Origin of the sequence: Flavobacterium anhuiense (assembly GCF_900101855.1) — a bacterium.
Classification (GTDB): Bacteria; Bacteroidota; Bacteroidia; order Flavobacteriales; family Flavobacteriaceae; genus Flavobacterium; species Flavobacterium anhuiense.
Genome location: NZ_FMVC01000001.1, coordinates 585,965 through 605,548, shown reverse-complemented (window position 1 = coordinate 605,548; position 19,584 = coordinate 585,965). Strand labels below are relative to the sequence as shown.

General features: G+C 35.1%; 16 protein-coding genes and 1 tRNA gene. 11 read left to right on the top strand and 6 right to left on the bottom strand.

The window, feature by feature from the left end; all coding sequences use genetic code 11:
- Window positions 1–100 precede the first annotated feature (100 nt).
- The 4 genes from BLP44_RS02560 to BLP44_RS02545 form a co-directional block, all read right to left on the bottom strand.
- A complete protein-coding gene (locus BLP44_RS02560) occupies window positions 101–1,789 on the bottom strand; it encodes a sodium/sugar symporter (RefSeq protein WP_091128969.1) in 1,689 nt (562 codons plus the stop codon).
- A gap of 251 nt (window positions 1,790–2,040) precedes the next feature.
- Window positions 2,041–3,099: a UDP-glucose--hexose-1-phosphate uridylyltransferase gene (locus BLP44_RS02555; protein WP_091128965.1), complete on the bottom strand. Its 1,059-nt coding sequence runs from the start codon at window positions 3,097–3,099 to the stop codon at window positions 2,041–2,043.
- Window positions 3,100–3,115: 16 nt separating this feature from the next.
- On the bottom strand, window positions 3,116–4,276 hold the full coding sequence (gene galK / locus BLP44_RS02550) for a galactokinase (RefSeq protein WP_091128961.1): 1,161 nt from the start codon (window positions 4,274–4,276) through the stop codon (window positions 3,116–3,118).
- A gap of 33 nt (window positions 4,277–4,309) precedes the next feature.
- Window positions 4,310–5,362, bottom strand: coding sequence for an aldose epimerase family protein (locus tag BLP44_RS02545; RefSeq protein ID WP_091128956.1), 1,053 nt, complete (start codon window positions 5,360–5,362; stop codon window positions 4,310–4,312).
- Between the two features lie 109 nt (window positions 5,363–5,471).
- Between BLP44_RS02545 and BLP44_RS02540 the strand changes: the two genes are divergently transcribed.
- On the top strand, window positions 5,472–6,464 hold the full coding sequence (locus tag BLP44_RS02540) for a GntR family transcriptional regulator (protein ID WP_008465935.1): 993 nt from the start codon (window positions 5,472–5,474) through the stop codon (window positions 6,462–6,464).
- A gap of 10 nt (window positions 6,465–6,474) precedes the next feature.
- Here the strand turns inward: BLP44_RS02540 and BLP44_RS02535 are convergent, their stop codons facing one another.
- Window positions 6,475–7,164 carry an NUDIX hydrolase gene (locus BLP44_RS02535; RefSeq protein WP_091128953.1) on the bottom strand — a complete coding sequence of 230 codons (690 nt, stop codon included), beginning with the start codon at window positions 7,162–7,164 and terminating at the stop codon, window positions 6,475–6,477.
- Window positions 7,165–7,697: 533 nt separating this feature from the next.
- Between BLP44_RS02535 and BLP44_RS02530 the strand changes: the two genes are divergently transcribed.
- From BLP44_RS02530 to BLP44_RS02505, 6 genes are all read left to right on the top strand, one after another.
- Entirely contained in the window at window positions 7,698–9,242 is a 1,545-nt protein-coding gene (locus tag BLP44_RS02530; protein WP_091128949.1) for an alpha-N-arabinofuranosidase, read from the top strand.
- Between the two features lie 275 nt (window positions 9,243–9,517).
- The gene (locus tag BLP44_RS02525) at window positions 9,518–11,209 is read left to right on the top strand and encodes a ribulokinase (RefSeq protein WP_091128944.1); all 1,692 of its coding nucleotides are present in this window, start codon (window positions 9,518–9,520) and stop codon (window positions 11,207–11,209) included.
- Complete coding sequence (locus tag BLP44_RS02520) at window positions 11,193–11,894, top strand: L-ribulose-5-phosphate 4-epimerase (protein ID WP_091128941.1); 702 nt, start codon at window positions 11,193–11,195, stop codon at window positions 11,892–11,894. Before BLP44_RS02525 ends, BLP44_RS02520 begins: the two co-directional genes overlap by 17 nt.
- A gap of 151 nt (window positions 11,895–12,045) precedes the next feature.
- A complete protein-coding gene (gene araA, locus BLP44_RS02515; protein ID WP_091128938.1) occupies window positions 12,046–13,554 on the top strand; it encodes an L-arabinose isomerase in 1,509 nt (502 codons plus the stop codon).
- A gap of 108 nt (window positions 13,555–13,662) precedes the next feature.
- Window positions 13,663–14,847 (top strand): aldose epimerase family protein, encoded by a 1,185-nt coding sequence (locus tag BLP44_RS02510; protein ID WP_091128935.1) that lies wholly within the window; start codon window positions 13,663–13,665, stop codon window positions 14,845–14,847.
- Between the two features lie 257 nt (window positions 14,848–15,104).
- Complete coding sequence (locus tag BLP44_RS02505) at window positions 15,105–15,575, top strand: OsmC family protein (RefSeq protein ID WP_091128931.1); 471 nt, start codon at window positions 15,105–15,107, stop codon at window positions 15,573–15,575.
- A gap of 37 nt (window positions 15,576–15,612) precedes the next feature.
- Here the strand turns inward: BLP44_RS02505 and BLP44_RS02500 are convergent.
- Window positions 15,613–15,692 (bottom strand) — tRNA-Leu (locus BLP44_RS02500).
- A gap of 288 nt (window positions 15,693–15,980) precedes the next feature.
- On the opposite strand from BLP44_RS02500, the gene BLP44_RS02495 reads away from it, so the two are divergent.
- The 4 genes from BLP44_RS02495 (at window position 15,981) to BLP44_RS02480 (ending at window position 19,368) form a co-directional block, all read left to right on the top strand.
- Window positions 15,981–16,922: a ribose-phosphate pyrophosphokinase gene (locus BLP44_RS02495; protein WP_008465976.1), complete on the top strand. Its 942-nt coding sequence runs from the start codon at window positions 15,981–15,983 to the stop codon at window positions 16,920–16,922.
- Window positions 16,923–16,995: 73 nt separating this feature from the next.
- Window positions 16,996–17,607, top strand: coding sequence for a 50S ribosomal protein L25/general stress protein Ctc (locus BLP44_RS02490; protein ID WP_008465977.1), 612 nt, complete (start codon window positions 16,996–16,998; stop codon window positions 17,605–17,607).
- A gap of 380 nt (window positions 17,608–17,987) precedes the next feature.
- Window positions 17,988–18,617, top strand: a complete 630-nt coding sequence (pth, locus tag BLP44_RS02485) for an aminoacyl-tRNA hydrolase (RefSeq protein ID WP_091128928.1) — start codon at window positions 17,988–17,990, stop codon at window positions 18,615–18,617.
- Window positions 18,618–18,756: 139 nt separating this feature from the next.
- Window positions 18,757–19,368 (top strand): superoxide dismutase, encoded by a 612-nt coding sequence (locus tag BLP44_RS02480; RefSeq protein WP_008465979.1) that lies wholly within the window; start codon window positions 18,757–18,759, stop codon window positions 19,366–19,368.
- Window positions 19,369–19,584: the final 216 nt, after the last annotated feature.

Below are 19,584 nucleotides of genomic sequence, written 5' to 3'. Positions count from 1 at the left end.
AATCTATGCTTCTATGTGTTAAAACATTTTTAAAAATTTACAGCTGTTGTTCATGACAAACAACAGCTGTAAAAATAGAGAGAATAGAACTGATAATTTATTACCAGAACTTAACATAAAGCGCAGCAATAATCAATAGCGTAATAACGATTAAGACTGTTGTCTGCGGTTTTACTTTAAACATTTCAGAATCAATTTCGAATGCTTTAGGGTTTACTTTTGGACCAGCAAAACTTATTAATATCATTGCAATCATTGTAAATAAGAATGATAATCCCATACAGATGTGGAACGGAATTTCGAAAGCTCCTTTTCCATTAGGGTAAGCTGTGTATAAAAGTGTATCATTTCCAAATAAAGCTGGAGCGTATTCGTTGAATAAAACAGATAATAAGAATCCTAAGATTACACCCACGATTGCCGCTGTTCCAGTAGTTCTTTTCCAGAACATACCCAAGAAGAACATGGCAAAAACTCCAGGGCTGATGAATCCAGTGTATTTTTGGATGTAGGTAAATCCTCCAACGCCACCAATTCCTAAAACGTCATTCCATGTAAATAAAACGGCCAAAAGCATAGCAACAAAAACGGCAAGACGACCGATGTTTACCTGCTGTCTTTCGCCAGCATTTTTTTGAATGTATTTTTTATGAACGTCTAATGTATAGATTGTAGAAATACTGTTTACTTTTCCTGCCAAAGAAGCTACGATTGCAGCAGTAAGAGCAGCAACAGAAAGACCTTTTAATCCGGTTGGAAGGAATGTTAATATAGCAGAATATGCCTCATCTTTTACTCCTCCCTCTAATTGAGGTAAGTGTCCGCTTGTGTATAAAACGTAAGCAGCAATACCAGGAAGCATTACAATAAGCGGCATTAATAATTTAAGCATACCAGCAAACAAAATTCCTGTACGAGCTGTTTGTAAATCTGCTCCAAGTGCTCTCTGCGTAATGTATTGGTTACATCCCCAGTAATTTAAGTTGATAATCCAGATACCAGCGGCATAAGATAACAATCCAGGGAAAGTTAAATATTTATCGATTTCAAGTTGAGAAGATGTTGCAGTTGGTTTCGGAATAATCATTTTGAAATGTTCTGGTGCCTGCTGCATTAAAACTTTAAAACCGGCAATTGCATTTTGACCAACACCAAAAGCTTCCGCAACTGTTGTTAAGGCAATATAAGAAGTTACCAAACCTCCAATAATTAAAACGGCAACTTGGATAACGTCTGTATACGCTACAACTTTCATTCCTCCAAGCGAAATAAACAAAGCAAAAATAGCCAATCCAAGCATAATTACGTGAAGGTATTCTCCACCAGCAAGTTTGTTAATCGCAACTGCTCCTAAATATAAAATAGAAGTAAGGTTTACAAAAACATATAAAAACAGCCAAAATACTGCCATGATAAGCGCAGTAGATTCGTTGTAACGTGTTTTTAAGAACTGTGGCATCGTGTAAATCTTGTTTTTAAGATAAACAGGAATAAACCATACCGCCACGATAATAAGGGCAACGGCAGCAAGCCATTCGTAAGCAGCGACAGCGATTCCTAAGAAGAAACCTTCACCGCTCATCCCGATGAATTGCTCTGCCGAAATATTAGAAGCAATAAGAGAAGCTCCAATTGCCCACCAAGTTAAATTTCCTTCAGCCAAAAAGTAAGCTTTAGCATCATGTTCGTCCTGTTTACGTTTGCGGTAAACGGTGTAACCGTAGACAGAGACTACGATAAAATAAATAATAAAAACCGCATAGTCTGCGAAAGCGAGGTTTTGGTTCATTGTTAGTAGTATTTTAAATAATTATTATAGGTTGTTTGTTTATGTGGTTTTAAATTTGTTTTTATGTTGTTAAATCTTGTTAAAAATGCAAGATGTGTTTTATTTCTGTTATTTTTTTGCGAAAATAAAAGCAGAAGCCAAATGTAAAATAAAAATTTAGAAATCAGTCATTAGTAAATGTGTTTTTTACATTTATTTGATAATTATTATGTTAAATTTTTATTTTTGGCTTTACTACAACGAGAAGGCTATTATACTTTTACAGTGCTTTTGTAATGTACATCCGAAAGTTGTCTCAAAATTTCAGCACTTTTTTCTGGTGTAATGTCTCTTTGCGATTCCCCTAGCATTTCGTATCCAACCATAAACTTTTTTACGGTTGCAGATCTTAATAACGGCGGATAAAAATGCATGTGGAAATGCCATTCTGGATGCAGTAAACCGTCTGTTGGCGATTGGTGAATTCCTGATGAATATGGAAAAGAAGTATTAAATAAATTGTCGTACTTCGTAGTTAACTGTTTTAAGATTTTCGCGAAAGCGGTGCTTTCTTCAGCAGTAAAATTGGTGATTTTGTTTACGGCTCTTTTACTTACAATCATTGTTTCGTAAGGCCAGATTGCCCAAAAAGGAACTAGCGCAACAAAATGATCATTTTCGATTACGATTCTTTCGCCAGCTTTCAATTCAGCTTTAACATAATCCTCCAATAAAGTTCTCTCGTTTTTATCGTAATATGATTTTAAGCTGTTTTGTGTTTTTTCAACTTGAGTAGGAAGAGAAGATTGAGCCCAAATTTGTCCGTGCGGATGCGGATTGCTGCAGCCCATAACACTTCCTTTGTTTTCAAAAATCTGAACGTGGTTGATATATTTAATGTTTCCTAAATCGGTATATTCTTTCTGCCAAGTTTTGATGATGTTTTCAATATCGGCAATTTCCATTTCTGGAAGAGTCAGGTCATGTCTTGGAGAAAAGCAAACTACTCTAGAAATACCCTGTTCTGGCTTTGCCTTAAAAAAAGTATGTTTAATATCATCTTCAAAAATGATTTCGTCCTGTTTCATAGCGGCAAAATCATTTTCAAAAACAAAACTGTTTTCGTATTGCGGATTATTCATTCCATTAGCACGAACATTTCCTGGACACAAATAGCAAGTTGGGTCATATTTAGGAAGTTCTTCTGTAGAAATGGTTTCATTTTGCCCTTGCCAAGGGCGTTTTGCACGATGTGGCGATACTAATACCCATTCGTTAATTAATGGATTGAAGCGTCTGTGCGGATCTTCGTTAATGTCAAAATTTTTCATTGTAGTGTGTGTGGTTTTAAAGTAGCGTTGTTCCGTTTGATATTTTTACATCATAGAATTTTAATTCAATTCCAAATGTATCTAAATAAAGCTTTGAAAACTTACGCTTAACCTCATTTTCATGTCCTTTTTTAACTAAATTGATAGTGCAGCCGCCAAAACCGCCTCCCATAAGTCGGGAACCAATAATGGCATCATCTTCTTTTGCTGTATCAACAAGCATATCTAATTCTTCGCAGCTTACTTCATATTCTTGCGACAATCCGTAATGTGTTTCAAAAAGCAATTCTCCTAAAAGTTCAATATTTCCTTGGTCTAAAGCTTTGCAAGCTTTGATAACGCGATTGATTTCTTTTACTACAAAATGAACTCTAGCAAAAACTTTTTCAGTCATTTTATCTTTAAGGCTCAAAACCTGTTCTTCTGTAGCATTTCTAAAAGTTTTTACTTCTGGAAAATGACTTTTTATGATCGATAAACCTTCTTCACATTCAATTCTTCTGGTATTATATTCTGATGTAAAGAGCGAATGTTTAACATTAGAATCAAATAAAATCAAAGAATAGTCTTTAAAGTCGGCATTATGATATTCAAAGTCTAAAGTGTTGCAGTCTAACTGGATTACTTTATTTTCAAGACCATGAACGCTCGAAAACTGATCCATAATTCCGCAGTTGATTCCAACCCAATGTTCTGCTTTCTGTCCTAATAGTGAAATGTCTTTTTTTTCAATTTTTAAATCGAAAAGAGATTTGATTCCGAAAATCATTCCACATTCTAAAGCTGCCGAAGAAGATAATCCAGAACCAACCGGAATATTACTGCTGAAAACACAATTGAAACCTTCAAAAGAAAATCCGTTATCTTGCAATTGTTTGATAACGCCACGAATGTAATTGGTCCAAACGACATCGCTCAGTTTTACTTCCTGAGTCAAATCGATTTCAAATTCTTCGTTTAAATCAATAGCAATTACTTTAGATGTTTTTGTGTTGTTTTTTGCAAAAGCAAAGCAAATTACTTTATCAATTGCAGCAGGTAAAACATAACCGTCATTGTAATCAATATGCTCTCCAATGATGTTGATTCTTCCTGGAGAAAGCACCGTTTTCTGTGGAGAAGAACCGAAAGATTTCTCAAAAAAAGCAACAGTATTTTGTATTAAAATATCATTCATTATTGTTGTGTAATTGGTGTATTGTGTAAATAGTTAGTTTAAGGTTTCAAATTTGTAAAGTGTCTTTTGAGAATATTGTTCTCCTTTTTTAAGAACAGCATTTGGGAAATGAGGATGATTTGGCGCATCTGGAAAATTCTGCGTTTCAAAACAGATTCCGCTTTGAGCATTGTAATCAACATTTTCTTTTCCTTTCAGTTTTCCGAAACAATTTCCGCCTACATATATATGTACACTTGGCTGATCGGTGTAAACGTTCATTCTCAATTTATTTTTTAAACTGATTAATTGCGCTACAATTTCAGTTTTAGAATTTACCACAAAAGAATTGTCAATTGGAAACGGGCATTGTTTTGGAGTTCTAAAATCAAAATCATGATTTGTTAAATCAGTATAATTTCCGGTTGGAATATTATCTGGATTTGTTTCCAGCATTTTGGCCGATTTGATAAACATTTGCTGTTCTAGAACATTTCCGTCGTGACCGTCAAGGTTAAAATAACTGTGATGTGTCAAATTGATAATGGTATCCTCGGTTGAGGTTGCTTTATATTCTAGTTTTAATTCGTTTTCTTCTGTCAGAGTATACGTTAAATAAACAGTCATTTCGCCAGGAAAATTTTCATCTAAATGCTCGCTCAATAGTCCAAAAATAATGGAAGGATTTTCACCAGTTTTTGCATCAGTTACATTCCAGACTTTTCTCCCAAACCCCATTTCTCCGCCATGCAGTGAATTGCCGTTATTGTTACTGCCGAGTTGAAATTTTTTATCGTTAAGGCTAAAAGTAGCATTGTGAATTCGTCCAGCATAACGGCCAACCGTTGTTCCAAAATACGGTGCGCTTGGCAAATTGTAAGATTCTAAATATGCTTCTAAATTATCAAAGCCTAAAACAATATCTGTAAGTTTTTCATTGATCGGAATCTGGATGGAAGTAACCGTTGCGCCATAATTGATAATTTGAACTTTCATTCCATTTTTGTTAACCAAATCAAAAGAATAAATTTCTTCCTGATTGGGCATTAAACCAAACAATTTGCAATTATGAATCTCTTTTAAATGCGATATGTGTTTTATTTTCATATAATTTTTAGCAAAAATGAAATCCAAAAGTAGAAACATTTTCTATATTTGCATACCAGTACCTACCAGTTTTTAATTATAAATAGTCAAAACGACTTTATCGTAGAGCATGATTTCAATTCAAAATAATATTGGTCTGCCAAAATATAGGCAGATAATTCTTTCAATCGAAAAAGCAATTGAAGAAGGGAATTTAATTAAAGGAGATAGGCTTCCATCTGTCAATAAAGTCTGTTTGGCTTTTTCCTTGTCTCGAGACACGGTCTTATTGGCGTATGACGAATTAAAGAAAAGAGGAATTATTTATGCCATTCCAGGCAAAGGATATTATGTTAAAAGTGTTGAAATCACTATAACTCAGAAGATTTTCTTGCTTTTTGATGAATTGAATATTTTTAAAGAAGATATTTATAATTCGTTTTTAAAAAACATTGGAAAAAATGTGCAGGTTGATATTTTCTTTCATCATTTTAATGTTCAGGTTTTCAAAAAACTCATAAATGACAGTAATGGAAATTATACAAAATATATTATCATGCCGACCAACCTAACCGATATTGTCGACTCGATAAAAACCCTACCAGTAAACGATGTAATTATATTGGATCAGACCAATCCAGAGTTAAAAATGTTCCCGGCGATTTATCAGAACCACCAAAAAGATATTTACGAAGGGTTAATGAAAGGTAAATCTCGATTGTCAAAATATAAGAAACTGATTTTAATTTTCCCTGGATTTAGAGAGCCTCCAGGAATGAAACTGGGTTTTGAATCTTTTTGCCAAGCCTACAGTTTTGATTATGAAATTATTTCAGATTTCAGTGATCAGTCTATTGCTTTGGGAGATTTATATATTATTCCGCATGACCGTGATTTGCTTTTGGTGATAGAAAATGCAATGAGCAGAAACTTGAAATTAGGAGAGGACTTCGGAATTATATCGTACAACGAAACGCCATTGAAAAAAATTGCAGCAAACGGAATTACGACAATTTCGACCAATTTTGAATTAATGGGAAAAATTCTGGCCGATATGGTTTTGCAGGGAATAAAAGAGCAGATCGAAAACAAATCTGCTCTTATACTCAGGAATTCTTTATAGGAAATGCCAATTATAAATTGAGCACAAAATTATTTAGTAGTTTTTCTTCGTATTTCTCTTTGTTAAAAGTGTACAGATAAGAACCTTTTCGAGAAGACTGCATGTCTTTTTCGTCTAATTTATTTAGAATTTCAAGAGAATTAATTTTACTGATGAAATTTCTTTTGTCGAGTTCTTTGCTCAAAATAGCTTCATACAATTCTAAAAGCTGACGCATGGTAAATTTCTCAGGAAGCAATTCGAAACCAATTGGTTTGATCGAAGTTTTGTAGCGTAGTCTCTTAATGGCATTTTCGACCATTTCGTTATGGTCAAAAATTAAGTTTGGCGCATCATTAATAGGAAACCATTCTGCGTGATAATTTTTAATTAGTTCTGCATTATGGTTTTCGATATTAATCAAAGCAAAATAAGAAACCGAAATGGTTCTTTCTACCGGGTCACGATCAATTTCGCTGTAAGCATACAGCTGCTCCATATAAATATCGTTGAGACCAGTATAGGTATTTAAAATTCGGGTTGCAGCAGCATCTAAAACTTCATCACGCTTTAGAAATCCTCCAATCAAGGACCATTTTCCTTTTTCAGGCTCAAAATCTCTTTGAATCAAAAGGATTTTCAGACCCTCATTGTCAAATCCGAAAATGATGCAGTCCACCGCCAGTAAAACTTTATCAGCAGAACTATAACTGTTTAGCATATATAATTAATTTGGATAGGTAAATATATAAACTTCTTAAAACGTATCATAAATTATTAATGTCAATTTTACACTTAATACTAAGGTTGCAAAAAAAGAATTTCTGACAATCAATTTTAATAAGATCATGATGAAAGGCAGTTCTTTTATATTTCGTCCTCAGTTTTATATCAAAATGACAAGTCAAAGGTAGAAACATTTTTAAAAGAGAATTGATCTAAGGATTATTATTTCGCGTTCAAGATTCAAAATTTTTTAAATTTTGTTACAAATACCACTGTCAAAAGGTTTTTTGTCGATTTTTTTTGGTTTTTACATTTTCATAATCTAAAGAACTCTGTATTTATGTTGGTTTTTAAGATCTAATTGCGAAATCCATTTTTTGCAACCAGTTGTTTTGATGTTTTTATTTTTTTATGTGGCTTTTTTTTATTTAAATTTACAAATGTTAAACAAACACTTATAATTTAAAAAACCAAAAGCATTGAAAAATAAGCTATGTCTTATTTCTAAAACCAAAAAACTAAAAAACCATGAAAAAGCTATCACTGATATTGTTTACTGCGCTTTGCGTTCAAAACATATCTGCACAGAAAGAGTCCGTAATTATTTCAGTAAAAAATGATGCTTCGGCGCCAACTATAAATAGAAATATATATGGTCACTTCGCAGAACATTTGGGACATTGTATTTACGGAGGATTTTTTGTTGGAGATACGTCTAAAATTCCAAATACCAATGGAGTCAGAAATGATATTGTAAAAGCACTAAAAGATTTAAAAATTCCAAATTTAAGATGGCCAGGCGGATGTTTTGCCGATACATACCACTGGAAAGATGGAATAGGTCCGAAAGAACAGCGCCCAACGATTGTAAACCAATGGTGGGGAGGTGTTACGGAAGACAATAGTTTCGGGACACACGATTTTTTAAATATGTGCGAATTGCTTGGAGCAGAACCGTATTTATCTGGAAATGTTGGAAGCGGAACAGTTCAGGAATTGGCTGACTGGGTGCAGTACACCAATTTTGGAGGCAAAAGCCCTATGAGTGACCTTCGCAAGAAAAATGGAAGAACCGAGCCTTGGAAAGTAAAATACTGGGGAATAGGAAATGAAGCTTGGGGATGCGGAGGAAATATGACTGCAGATTATTATGCAAACGAATATAAAAAGTTTGCCACTTTTATGTCTGATTGGGGAAATACAGGCGGAATTACAAGAATTGCGTCTGGAGCCAACAGTTCCGATTATAATTGGACAGAAGTTTTAATGAAAAACATTCCTTTAAATATGCTTGGCGGTGTTGGTGTTCACCATTATGCAGTAATCAATTGGGAGAAAAAAGGTTCGGATGTTGATTTTACCGAAAAAGAATATTTTTTAACGATGCAGTCTGCCTTGAAAATGGAAGAATTAGTGACAAAACATGCTGCCGTTATGGATAAATATGATCCAGAAAAAAAAGTAGCCATGATTGTTGACGAGTGGGGCGGCTGGTATGATGTTCAAAAAGGAACAAACCCAGGATTTTTATATCAGCAGAATACGATGAGAGATGCAGTTTTGGCTGGGGCGACTTTAAATATTTTCAATAATCATGCAGATCGTGTTCGTATGGCAAACTTAGCCCAATGTGTTAATGTGCTTCAAGCTGTAATCTTAACAGACAAAGCAAAAATGATCACGACGCCAACCTATCATGTCATGAAAATGTACACTGTGCATCAGGATGCTAAATTATTGCCAATAGATTTTAAATCGCCTTCTTATGTTTTTGAGGGACAAAGTATCCCAGCAGTTTCGGCTTCAGCTTCAAAAGATCAGAACGGTTCTGTTCATATTTCGCTGGTAAATATTGACCCAGTAAATAAGAACAAAATAGAAATTGATGTAAAAGATCTTGGTGTAAAAGGTTTTTCAGGAAGTGTAATCACTGCTTCAAAACTTCAGGATTATAATTCTTTCGAAAATCCAAATAAAATTGTCCCAGTTGCTTTTAAAGGTTTTGAAAATAAAAAAGGGAAACTTGAAATAACATTGCCTCCTTATTCTGTGTTGGTTTTAGAAGGAAAGTAATTGATGAAAATCTTAAAATCTGTTCGGAAAAAAGAACAGATTTTACAGCTTAAGCAAACAAAATGCAATTTTTAAAACAATTGACTTTTGTTTTAGGATGAAATAATCGCAATATTATAAATGTGTCATTGACATTTATTTTTTGATTTAGTGCTAAAATGCTGTTTTAATGCATTTATAGCAAAAATTAATTATGCATTTTCAATTAAGTGTTTTTTGTACACTTATAAAATATTTATGTCTATATTTGTCAATATTTTAAAAATAAAATACGAATGAAAAATTATGTAATAGGATTGGACTACGGAACAGATTCTGTTCGCGCGGTGCTGATTGATACTGAGAATGGACAGGAGCTGGCATCGAATGTTTCTCATTACAAAAGATGGAAAAACAAACAATATTGTGACGCCTCTATAAATCAGTTTCGCCAGCATCCTTTAGATCATATCGAAGGATTGGAAATTACGATACAGAATGTTGTCAAAGAAAGTAAAGTCGATCCGTCATTGGTTCGTGGAATCTGTATTGATACAACAGGATCTTCTCCTGTTCCGGTTACAAAAGACGGAACACCATTAGCTCTGACAAAAGGTTTTGAGGAAAATCCAAATGCAATGATGGTGTTGTGGAAAGATCATACAGCAATAAACGAAGCAAACGAAGTCAACGAACTGGCAGTAAGTTGGGGAGGAGAAGACGTTACGAAATATGTGGGCGGAATTTATTCTTCTGAATGGTTTTGGGCAAAAATCCTTCACATTGCAAGACAAGATGAAGCGGTTAAAAATGCTGCACATACTTGGATGGAGCACTGCGATTTAATGACGTACTTGTTAATTGAAGATAAAGATTTAAAAACTTTCAAAAGAAGCCGTTGTGCAGCAGGTCATAAAGCCATGTGGCACACAGACTGGAACGGATTACCGCCAGTTGAATTCTTAGAAAAATTACATCCATACTTAGCAGAGCTTCGCGGCAACTTATACGATGAAACCTATACATCAGATTTAGTTGCTGGAAAATTAAGCCAAGAATGGGCAGATCGTTTAGGACTTTCAACAGAAACAGTTGTAGCCGTTGGAACTTTCGACGCGCATTCAGGTGCAGTTGGAGCTAAAATTGAAGAAAATACTTTAGTTCGTGTTATGGGAACTTCAACTTGTGATATCCTAGTGGGTTCTTATGATGAAGTGGGAACAAAAACCGTTCGCGGAATCTGCGGACAAGTTGATGGTTCTGTTATTCCAGGATTTATCGGTTTAGAAGCGGGACAATCTGCTTTTGGTGATTTATTAGCTTGGTACAAAGAATTATTAATGTGGCCGACAGAACATTTATTAGCTTCTTCATCAACTTTAAATGATGCGCAAAAAGAACAATTAAGAGAAGAATTCAGCGATAAATTAATTGTGGAATTAACAAAAGAAGCAGAGAAAATCCCAGTTTCAGAAAGTCTTCCAATTGCATTAGACTGGATCAACGGGCGACGAACTCCAGATGCGAACCAAGAAGTAAAAAGTGCTATCTCTAACCTTTCTTTAGGAACAAAAGCACCACATATTTTCAAAGCTTTAGTAAACGCAATCTGTTTTGGAGCAAAGAAAATTGTAGATCGTTTTGAAGAAGAAGGCGTAAAAATCGACAGCGTTATCGGAATTGGCGGTGTTGCTCGTAAATCGCCTTTCATTATGCAGACTTTGGCAAATGTTTTAAACAAGCCAATTAAAATTGCGGCTTCAGACCAAACTCCAGCTTTAGGTGCGGCAATTTACGCAGCCGTTGCAGCCGGAATTTATCCAAACGTAATCGAAGCAAGCCAAAAAATCGGAAGTGATTTTGATGGAGAATATTTCCCTCAGACAGACAAAGTTGAAGCCTATCACAAACTGCTTTTAGGGTACGAAAAACTAAGTGCTTTTGCAGATCCAAACCTTAAAATATCGCAACATGAGCTCTCTTTATAAAGATTTAAAACAAGAGTGTTATGAAGCCAACATGCAACTAAATGCATTGAATTTGGTGGTATACACTTTTGGAAACGTAAGTGCCGTTGACCGAAAAAATGGTGTTTTTGCTATAAAACCAAGCGGTGTCCCTTACGAAGATTTAAAACCGGAAGATATCGTAATTGTCGATTTTGACAATAATGTTATAGAAGGAAATCTGCGTCCGTCGTCAGATACCAAAACGCACGCCTATTTATACAAACATTGGCCAAATATTGGAGGCGTTGCGCATACTCACGCAACTTATTCTGTGGCTTGGGCGCAATCTCAATTGGATATTCCGATTTTCGGAACCACCCATGCAGACCATTTAACGGCAGATATTCCGTGTGCGCCCCCGATGGCAGATCATTTAATTGAAGGAAATTACGAGCACAATACCGGAATTCAGATTTTGGATTGTTTCAAAGAAAAAAATCTTTCATACGAAGAAGTAGAAATGATCCTTATTGGAAATCACGGTCCGTTTGCCTGGGGAAAAAACGCAGCAAAAGCAGTTTACAATAGTAAGGTTTTAGAAGTCGTGGCAGAAATGGCCTACCTGACTTTACAAATAAATCCAAATGCACCAAGATTAAAAGATTCATTAATAAAGAAACATTACAATCGTAAACACGGAAAAGATTCGTATTACGGGCAATAGTGATTTTAGATTTTAGAGTGCAGATTTTAGAGTGCAGATTTTAGATTAAAGAAAATAGAATAAAGAACATAGAGAAAAGACTTTCGTTAATCGTGAATTTTTAGATAAAGAAAAACGATTTGACGGTTAAACAAATAAACGATTAAACAAAATGATTGATATATCTCAAAAAGAAGTATGGTTTGTAGTAGGCAGCCAAGAATTATACGGTGAAGAAACGCTTAGAAAAGTAGCAGAACATTCGCAAATTATTGCAAAAGGGTTAGATGCATCGCCTAGTATTCCAGTAAAAGTGGTTTATAAAGATGTGGTGAAATCTCCTTCACAAATTTTAGATGTTTGTTTGGCTGCAAATTCAGCTAAAAACTGTATCGGAATTATTGCTTGGATGCACACTTTCTCACCGGCAAAAATGTGGATTGGCGGATTAAATATCCTTAAAAAACCATTATGCCATTTACACACGCAATACAATGCCGAAATTCCGTGGGGAAGCATTGACATGGATTTCATGAACTTGAACCAATCGGCTCACGGAGATCGTGAATTCGGTTTCATTATGTCTCGTTTACGTAAAAAACGTAAAGTTGTGGTTGGACACTGGGAAGACGAGAGAGTTCAGAAAAAATTAGGCATTTGGTCAAGAGTTGCTTTAGGGTGGGATGAACTTCAAAATCTAAAAGTTGCCCGAATTGGAGACAATATGCGTGAAGTTGCCGTTACAGAAGGTGATAAAGTTGAGGCACAAATTCGTTTTGGCGTTTCGGTAAACGGATACGATTCTTCAGACGTTACGAAACATATCGAGAAAGTAACAGAAAAAGAATTAAACGATTTATTAGGGGTTTATGAATCTTCTTATAACTTAACCGATTCTTTAAAAGAAGGTGGAGCACAAAGAAGTTCATTAGTTGAAGCAGCAAAAATCGAATTAGGATTAAGAGCTTTCCTTGAAGAAGGAGGATTTGGCGCTTTTACAGATACATTTGAAAACCTTGGAGTTTGGAAACAATTGCCAGGAATCGCAACACAAAGATTAATGGCCGATGGTTATGGTTTTGGTGGAGAAGGAGACTGGAAAACAGCTGCAATGGTTAGAGCTTTAAAAGTAATGTGTGTTGGTTTAGAAGGCGGAACTTCTTTCATGGAAGATTATACGTATCATTTTACACCACAAAAATCATACGTTTTAGGATCGCACATGTTAGAAATCTGTCCATCTATTGCTGACGGAAAACCTTCTTGCGAAGTGCATCCATTAGGAATTGGCGGAAAAGAAGATCCAGCTCGCTTGGTGTTCAATTCACCTGCTGGTGATGCCATCAATGTTTCTTTGGTTGATATGGGAACTCGTTTCCGTTTAATTGTAAACGAAGTTGAAGCAGTAAAACCAATGGCAGAATTACCAAAACTTCCAGTTGCACGCGTTCTTTGGGATTGCAAACCAAATCTTGAAGTTGCAGCAACAGCTTGGATTTTGGCTGGTGGAGCACACCACACGGTTTACAGCCAGTCTTTAACAACAGAATATATGGAAGATTTTGCCGATATTGCCGGAATCGAATTGTTGGTTATTGATGAAAAAACTACGATAAGAGAGTTTAAAGATAAAATCAATGCCAACGAAGCATACTATCATTTGTTTCAGCACGGACTTTAAATTAGTCAAAAGTCTAATGTCATAAAGTCTTAAAGATTTAGTTACTTTGAGGAATTGACTTTAAGACTTTCGACTTTGAGACTTTACTAACTTAAAAAACTATCATTTATGAATGTATTAAAACGTTCCCTTTTCATACTAAGCATGTTAAGTATTGCTATAGTTACAGTTCAATGCAAAAGCGATAAAAAAATGGATAACACTACAGTTTCTTCAGATAAAAAAGCAGAAGTTACAATCGAAAAATCAGAATACGGAACAACAGCTAAAGGCGAAAAAGTGGAGAGCTATAAACTGAAAAACCAAAATGGGATGGAGGTTGATATCATCACTTTTGGAGGAAGAATTACCGATTTGAAAGTGCCCAATAAAGCTGGCGTTTCAGAAAATGTGGTTATCGGATTTAATTCTTTGGCGCAATATGAAAAAGAAAATCCATTTTTTGGAGCTTTGATCGGAAGATTCGGAAACCGAATTGCTAAAGGAAAGTTTACGTTAGATGGCAAAGAATATCAGTTAGCAATTAACAATGCGCCAAATGCTTTGCACGGTGGCCCGCAAGGATTCTTCAATGTAGTTTGGAAAGCAGATGAGGTTAAATCTGGCGAAACAGCTTCTTTAAAATTATCTTATGTAAGTAAAGATATGGAAGAAGGTTATCCGGGAACTTTGAAAGTTTTTGTGACTTACACATTGACAAAAGATAATCAGTTGGAAGTTTTATACGAAGCAACAACTGATAAGAAAACAGTTGTAAACTTAACACAGCATTCTTATTTCAATTTATCTGGAGATTTCACCAAAACCATCTTAGATCATGAATTGACTTTAAATGCTGATAAATTAGTTCCAGTTGATGCTGATTTAATTCCTACAGGAAAATTAGATGATGTTGCAGGTACTCCTTTCGATTTCAGAACTCCAAAATTAATTGGAAAAGACATCAATGCTAAAAATGATCAGTTAGAAAAAGGAAAAGGTTACGACCATTGCTGGGTATTGAACAATCCTGAAAAAGGGAAAACAATCATTGCAAAAGTATATCACGCAGCAAGCGGAAGAGTTATGGAAATGACAACAGACGAACCTGGAATTCAGTTTTACTCTGGAAATTTCCTTGATGGAACATTGCCAATGCCCAACGGAGGAACTTTTGCACACAGAACAGGATTATGTTTAGAAACAGAACATTATCCAGATTCTCCAAACCAAAAAAACTTCCCAACAACGGTTCTAAACCCAGGAGAAAATTATAAAACGAAAACAACCTTTAAGTTTTCAGTTAAAAAATAATTTTTAGAATTTGTTAATTAATTTTCTAAAGACCTCGAAAGGAAATGCTTTCGAGGTTTTTTTATTTAAGTTTTTCTACCACGACCCGAATGATATTGAACAGGCGAAGCAATTCACGAATTTCTTAGTAATTAGTATTGATTTTAATTAGTGAAATTAAAAAAGCAGCGTTTTAAAGCGATTCAATTTGCGTAAATTCGTGAATTGCTTCGCCTGTTCACTATTGTTCGGGTCGTGGCAAAAAATAATAATTATTTATGACCTTCAAACATATATTCAAAGCAGAAGTAAATTGGGCTTCACAAAAAAATGCAGTTGATTCTTCTAAAAGATTCTATAGCAAAACCCATCAAATTAAAATTGAAGGAAAACCAGTTTTAGATGTTTCAGCGGCAAAAGCCTTCAAAGGTGATCCAGAATTATACAATCCCGAAGATTTATTGTTGAGCAGTTTAGTTTCCTGCCATATGATGTCCTATTTATACGTCTGTTCTCAAAACGGAATAGAAGTTTTAGAATATTCAGACAACGCAGAAGCAACATTAGAAGTAAATCCGGACGGGAGTGGACGTTTTATTGAAGCAAAATTATATCCAAAAGTAAAAATCTCAAGTTCGGATAAAATTGAATTGGCCTTAGAATTGCATCAAAAAGCAAATGAGTTGTGTTTTATTGCTAATTCCTGCAATTTTCCTGTTTTGCATCATGCAGTTTGTGAAGCAGTATAAATGAAAAAACCTCTTCCGTTAAGAAGAGGTTTTTAAGTACCCGGAGCCGGAGTCGAACCGGCACGGTTTCCCACAGGTGTTTGAGACCAGCGCGTCTACCAATTCCGCCATCCGGGCGTAGCAGACGAAAAAATAAATGATAAATCAATTATTTTAACGCAATAGAATGAGTTCATTTCTGCGCCCATTCCTTTAACACGGTGCAAATGTAAAAAATAATTTTAAACCAACTACTAAAAATACTTAATTTTTTGCTTTCAGTGTTCAATAAATTTTATAAATTTGCAGCTCGTTAAAACGAAGCACACACAACTAACTACATCCGAGACATTTATATGCTTTCTGCTTTATTTAAATAATAAAGTTGGATTGTAGAAAAGTAACGGAATAAAACAACAAATTACAATGTCGCACCTAGAACCAGAAGCTAAAATTTTTGCTTGTTCACAAAGTGTTTATCTTGCAGAAAAAATTGCAAAAGATTACGGGATTCCGTTAGGAAAAGTAACGATGTCAACGTATAGTGACGGAGAATTTCAACCGTCTTACGAAGAATCAATCAGAGGTTTACGAGTATTTATCGTATGTTCAACTTTTCCAAGTGCAGATAATCTGATGGAATTGTTGTTAATGATTGATGCGGCAAAACGCGCATCAGCAAGACATATTACAGCTGTTATGCCTTATTTTGGTTGGGCAAGACAAGACAGAAAAGACAAACCAAGAGTTCCAATTGGAGCTAAATTAGTAGCAAATCTACTAACAGCTGCAGGAGCAACAAGAATCATGACAATGGATTTGCACGCAGATCAGATTCAAGGATTCTTTGAAAAACCGGTAGATCATTTATTTGCCTCTACCATCTTTTTACCGTACGTAGAAAGTTTAAATTTAGAAAATCTGACAATTGCATCTCCGGATATGGGAGGTTCAAAAAGAGCATACGCTTACTCTAAGTTTTTAGAATCAGATGTGGTAATCTGTTACAAACAAAGAAAAGCAGCCAACGTTATCGATACTATGGAGCTTATTGGTGAAGTAAAAGGACGTAACGTAATCTTAGTAGACGATATGATCGATACAGGAGGAACTTTAGCGAAAGCGGCAGACCTAATGATCGAAAAAGGAGCGCTAAGTGTAAGAGCAATTTGTACGCATGCTATTTTATCTGGCGGAGCGTATGAGAAAATTGAAAACTCAAAACTAACAGAATTAATCGTAACAGATTCAATTCCGTTAAAGAGAGAATCAAAGAAAATAAAAGTGGTAAGCTGTGCACCTCTATTTGCTGAGGTAATGCAAATGGTTCACCACAACAATTCCATCAGTGGAAAATTTATAATGTAGTCATTGCGAGGAACGAAGCAATCTCACTACACTAAAAATTAGAATATTTATTTAATAACTATATTTTTTTACAATGAAATCGATTACAATTAAAGGATCAGAAAGAGAAAGCGTGGGCAAAGTGTCAACTAAAGCCTTACGTAATGCTGGACAGGTACCTTGCGTTTTATACGGAGGAAACCAGGCAGTACACTTCTCTGCAGACGTTACTGCATTCAAAAACTTGGTTTACACTCCAAACGCTCACACAGTTGTGATCGAACTTGGAAAAGGAAAATCATTCAATGCAATTTTGCAAGATATCCAAGTTCACCCAGTAACTGACAAAATTTTACACATCGACTTCTTCCAATTATTTGATGATAAAGAAATCACAATGGAAGTTCCTGTGAAAATCGTTGGTACATCTAAAGGTGTTCTTGCGGGAGGTGTTTTACGTTTAAACCAACGTAAATTAAAAGTTAAAGCTTTACCAGCAAATCTTCCTGATTTTGTTGAAGCTGACATCACTCCACTTGAAATGGGTAACAAATTATACGTTACTAAAGTTGGAAAACCAGAGTACAAAATTATGCACCCAGACAACACTGTAGTTTGTCAAGTGAGAATCTCTCGTGCTGCTATGAAAGCTGCTCAAGAGGCTGCAAAAGCTGCAAAAGCTCCTGCAAAAGGAAAGAAAAAATAATTTTTTTCAAACTATACAAAAAGCCTCAATCTTTCGATTGGGGCTTTTTTTTAGCTTCTAAGTTTCTAAGATGCTAAGATTCTAAGGTTTTTGCTATGTAACCTTCGACTCCGCTCAGCTTGACAAATATTGAACATGTCAGGCTGAGCGGAGTCGAAGCCAACTCAAAGTATGGAATTTAGGTTGTCGACCTTCTTTTTGTGGTCCTTCGACTTCGCTTTGGATGACAAGAAGGACAAGAAATCTTAGTGTCCTTTGCGTAAACCCTTGCGGACTTTGCGGTTAAACCACGGCCAGTAAGAAATTATTTAATTGCCGCATTTTCAAATTATCTAATTATCCAATTGCCGCATTCTCTAATTAATCTTACTTTTGCAACCATGATAAAATGGATAACAAAAATGTTTTCATCAACATCAAAAGAAGAGAACAAAGAAGACAATATGAAGAAATATTTAATCGTAGGATTAGGAAATATCGGAGCTGAATACGTAAACACCAGACACAATATCGGATTTAAAGTGCTTGATTTTTTCGCTAAAAAAGAAGGGCTTTCATTCGAAACCGTAAAATTGGGTGCATTGGCTGAATATAAATTTAAAGGAAGAACCTTTTTTCTTTTAAAGCCAAACACTTACATGAATCTTAGCGGTAAAGCGGTAAAATACTGGATGGATAAGGAAAATATTCCGTTAGAGAACATTCTGGTTATTACAGATGATTTGAACCTTTCATTTGGAACAATCCGCATCAAACCAAAAGGAAGCGATGGCGGCCACAACGGACTTAAGAACATCAATTTAGTTCTTAATACGCAAAACTATACCCGCTATAGATTTGGTATCAGCGACCAATTTAAAAAAGGACAGCAGGTAGATTATGTTTTAGGAGAATGGAATGCCGAAGAAGAAGCAAAACTTCCAGAGCGTTTAGAAACGTCGGCAGAAATTATTAGAACTTTTGGAACGGCAGGTTTAGAAAATACAATGACTACATTTAATGGAAAATAAAGATTTTCAGGTGTTTATATTCTAAAAATGTAAATTATCAGTGAATTTAATTTAATTATAACGAAATAGTATTTTCAATTCCAAAGTTAAATGTCTAAATTTGGAATAAATTATTATAAACCATAAAAATCATAATACCATGGCTTTTGAATTACCACAATTACCTTATGCATACGATGCATTAGAACCACATATTGATGCACGTACAATGGAAATCCATCATACAAAGCACCACAACGCATATACTACAAATCTTAATGCTGCTATTGCTGGAACAGATTTAGAAGGAAAAACTATCGAAAATATCTTAATCAACTTGGACAAATCTAACGCAGCAGTTCGCAACAATGGTGGAGGTTTTTACAATCACAATTTATTCTGGACTGTAATGTCTCCAAACGGAGGAGGATTGCCAACAGGTGATTTATTAGCTGCAATCGAGTCTTCTTTCGGATCATTCGAAGAATTTAAAGCAAAATTTGCTAAAGCTGGTGCTACGCAATTCGGTTCTGGATGGGCTTGGCTAACAGTTCAAAAAGGAGGAAAGTTAGAAGTTGTAGGTACTCCAAATCAAGATAATCCATTAATGCCAGAAGTTGCTGGTCATGGTGGAACTCCGATCTTAGGGATGGATGTTTGGGAGCACGCTTACTACTTAAACTATCAAAACAGAAGACCAGATTATATCGAAGCTTTCTTCAATGTAATTAACTGGACAGAAGTTGCAAGAAGATTTGCTTTAGAAAAATAAGAGAATAGAGTAAAGAATATAGAGAAAAGACGAGTGCCAAAGGTGCTCGTCTTTTTTTATCTATACATTTCGTATATAATCTTTACTCTATTTTCTTTCATCTATTCTCAAAAAAAGAGAAAATAAAAAAGGCGGAAAGAAGTTCCGCCTTTTTTGCCCCAAATCTACCATAAACTTAACCTACTAATGTTATGGTTCTGTAAAGGTATGGGAGAT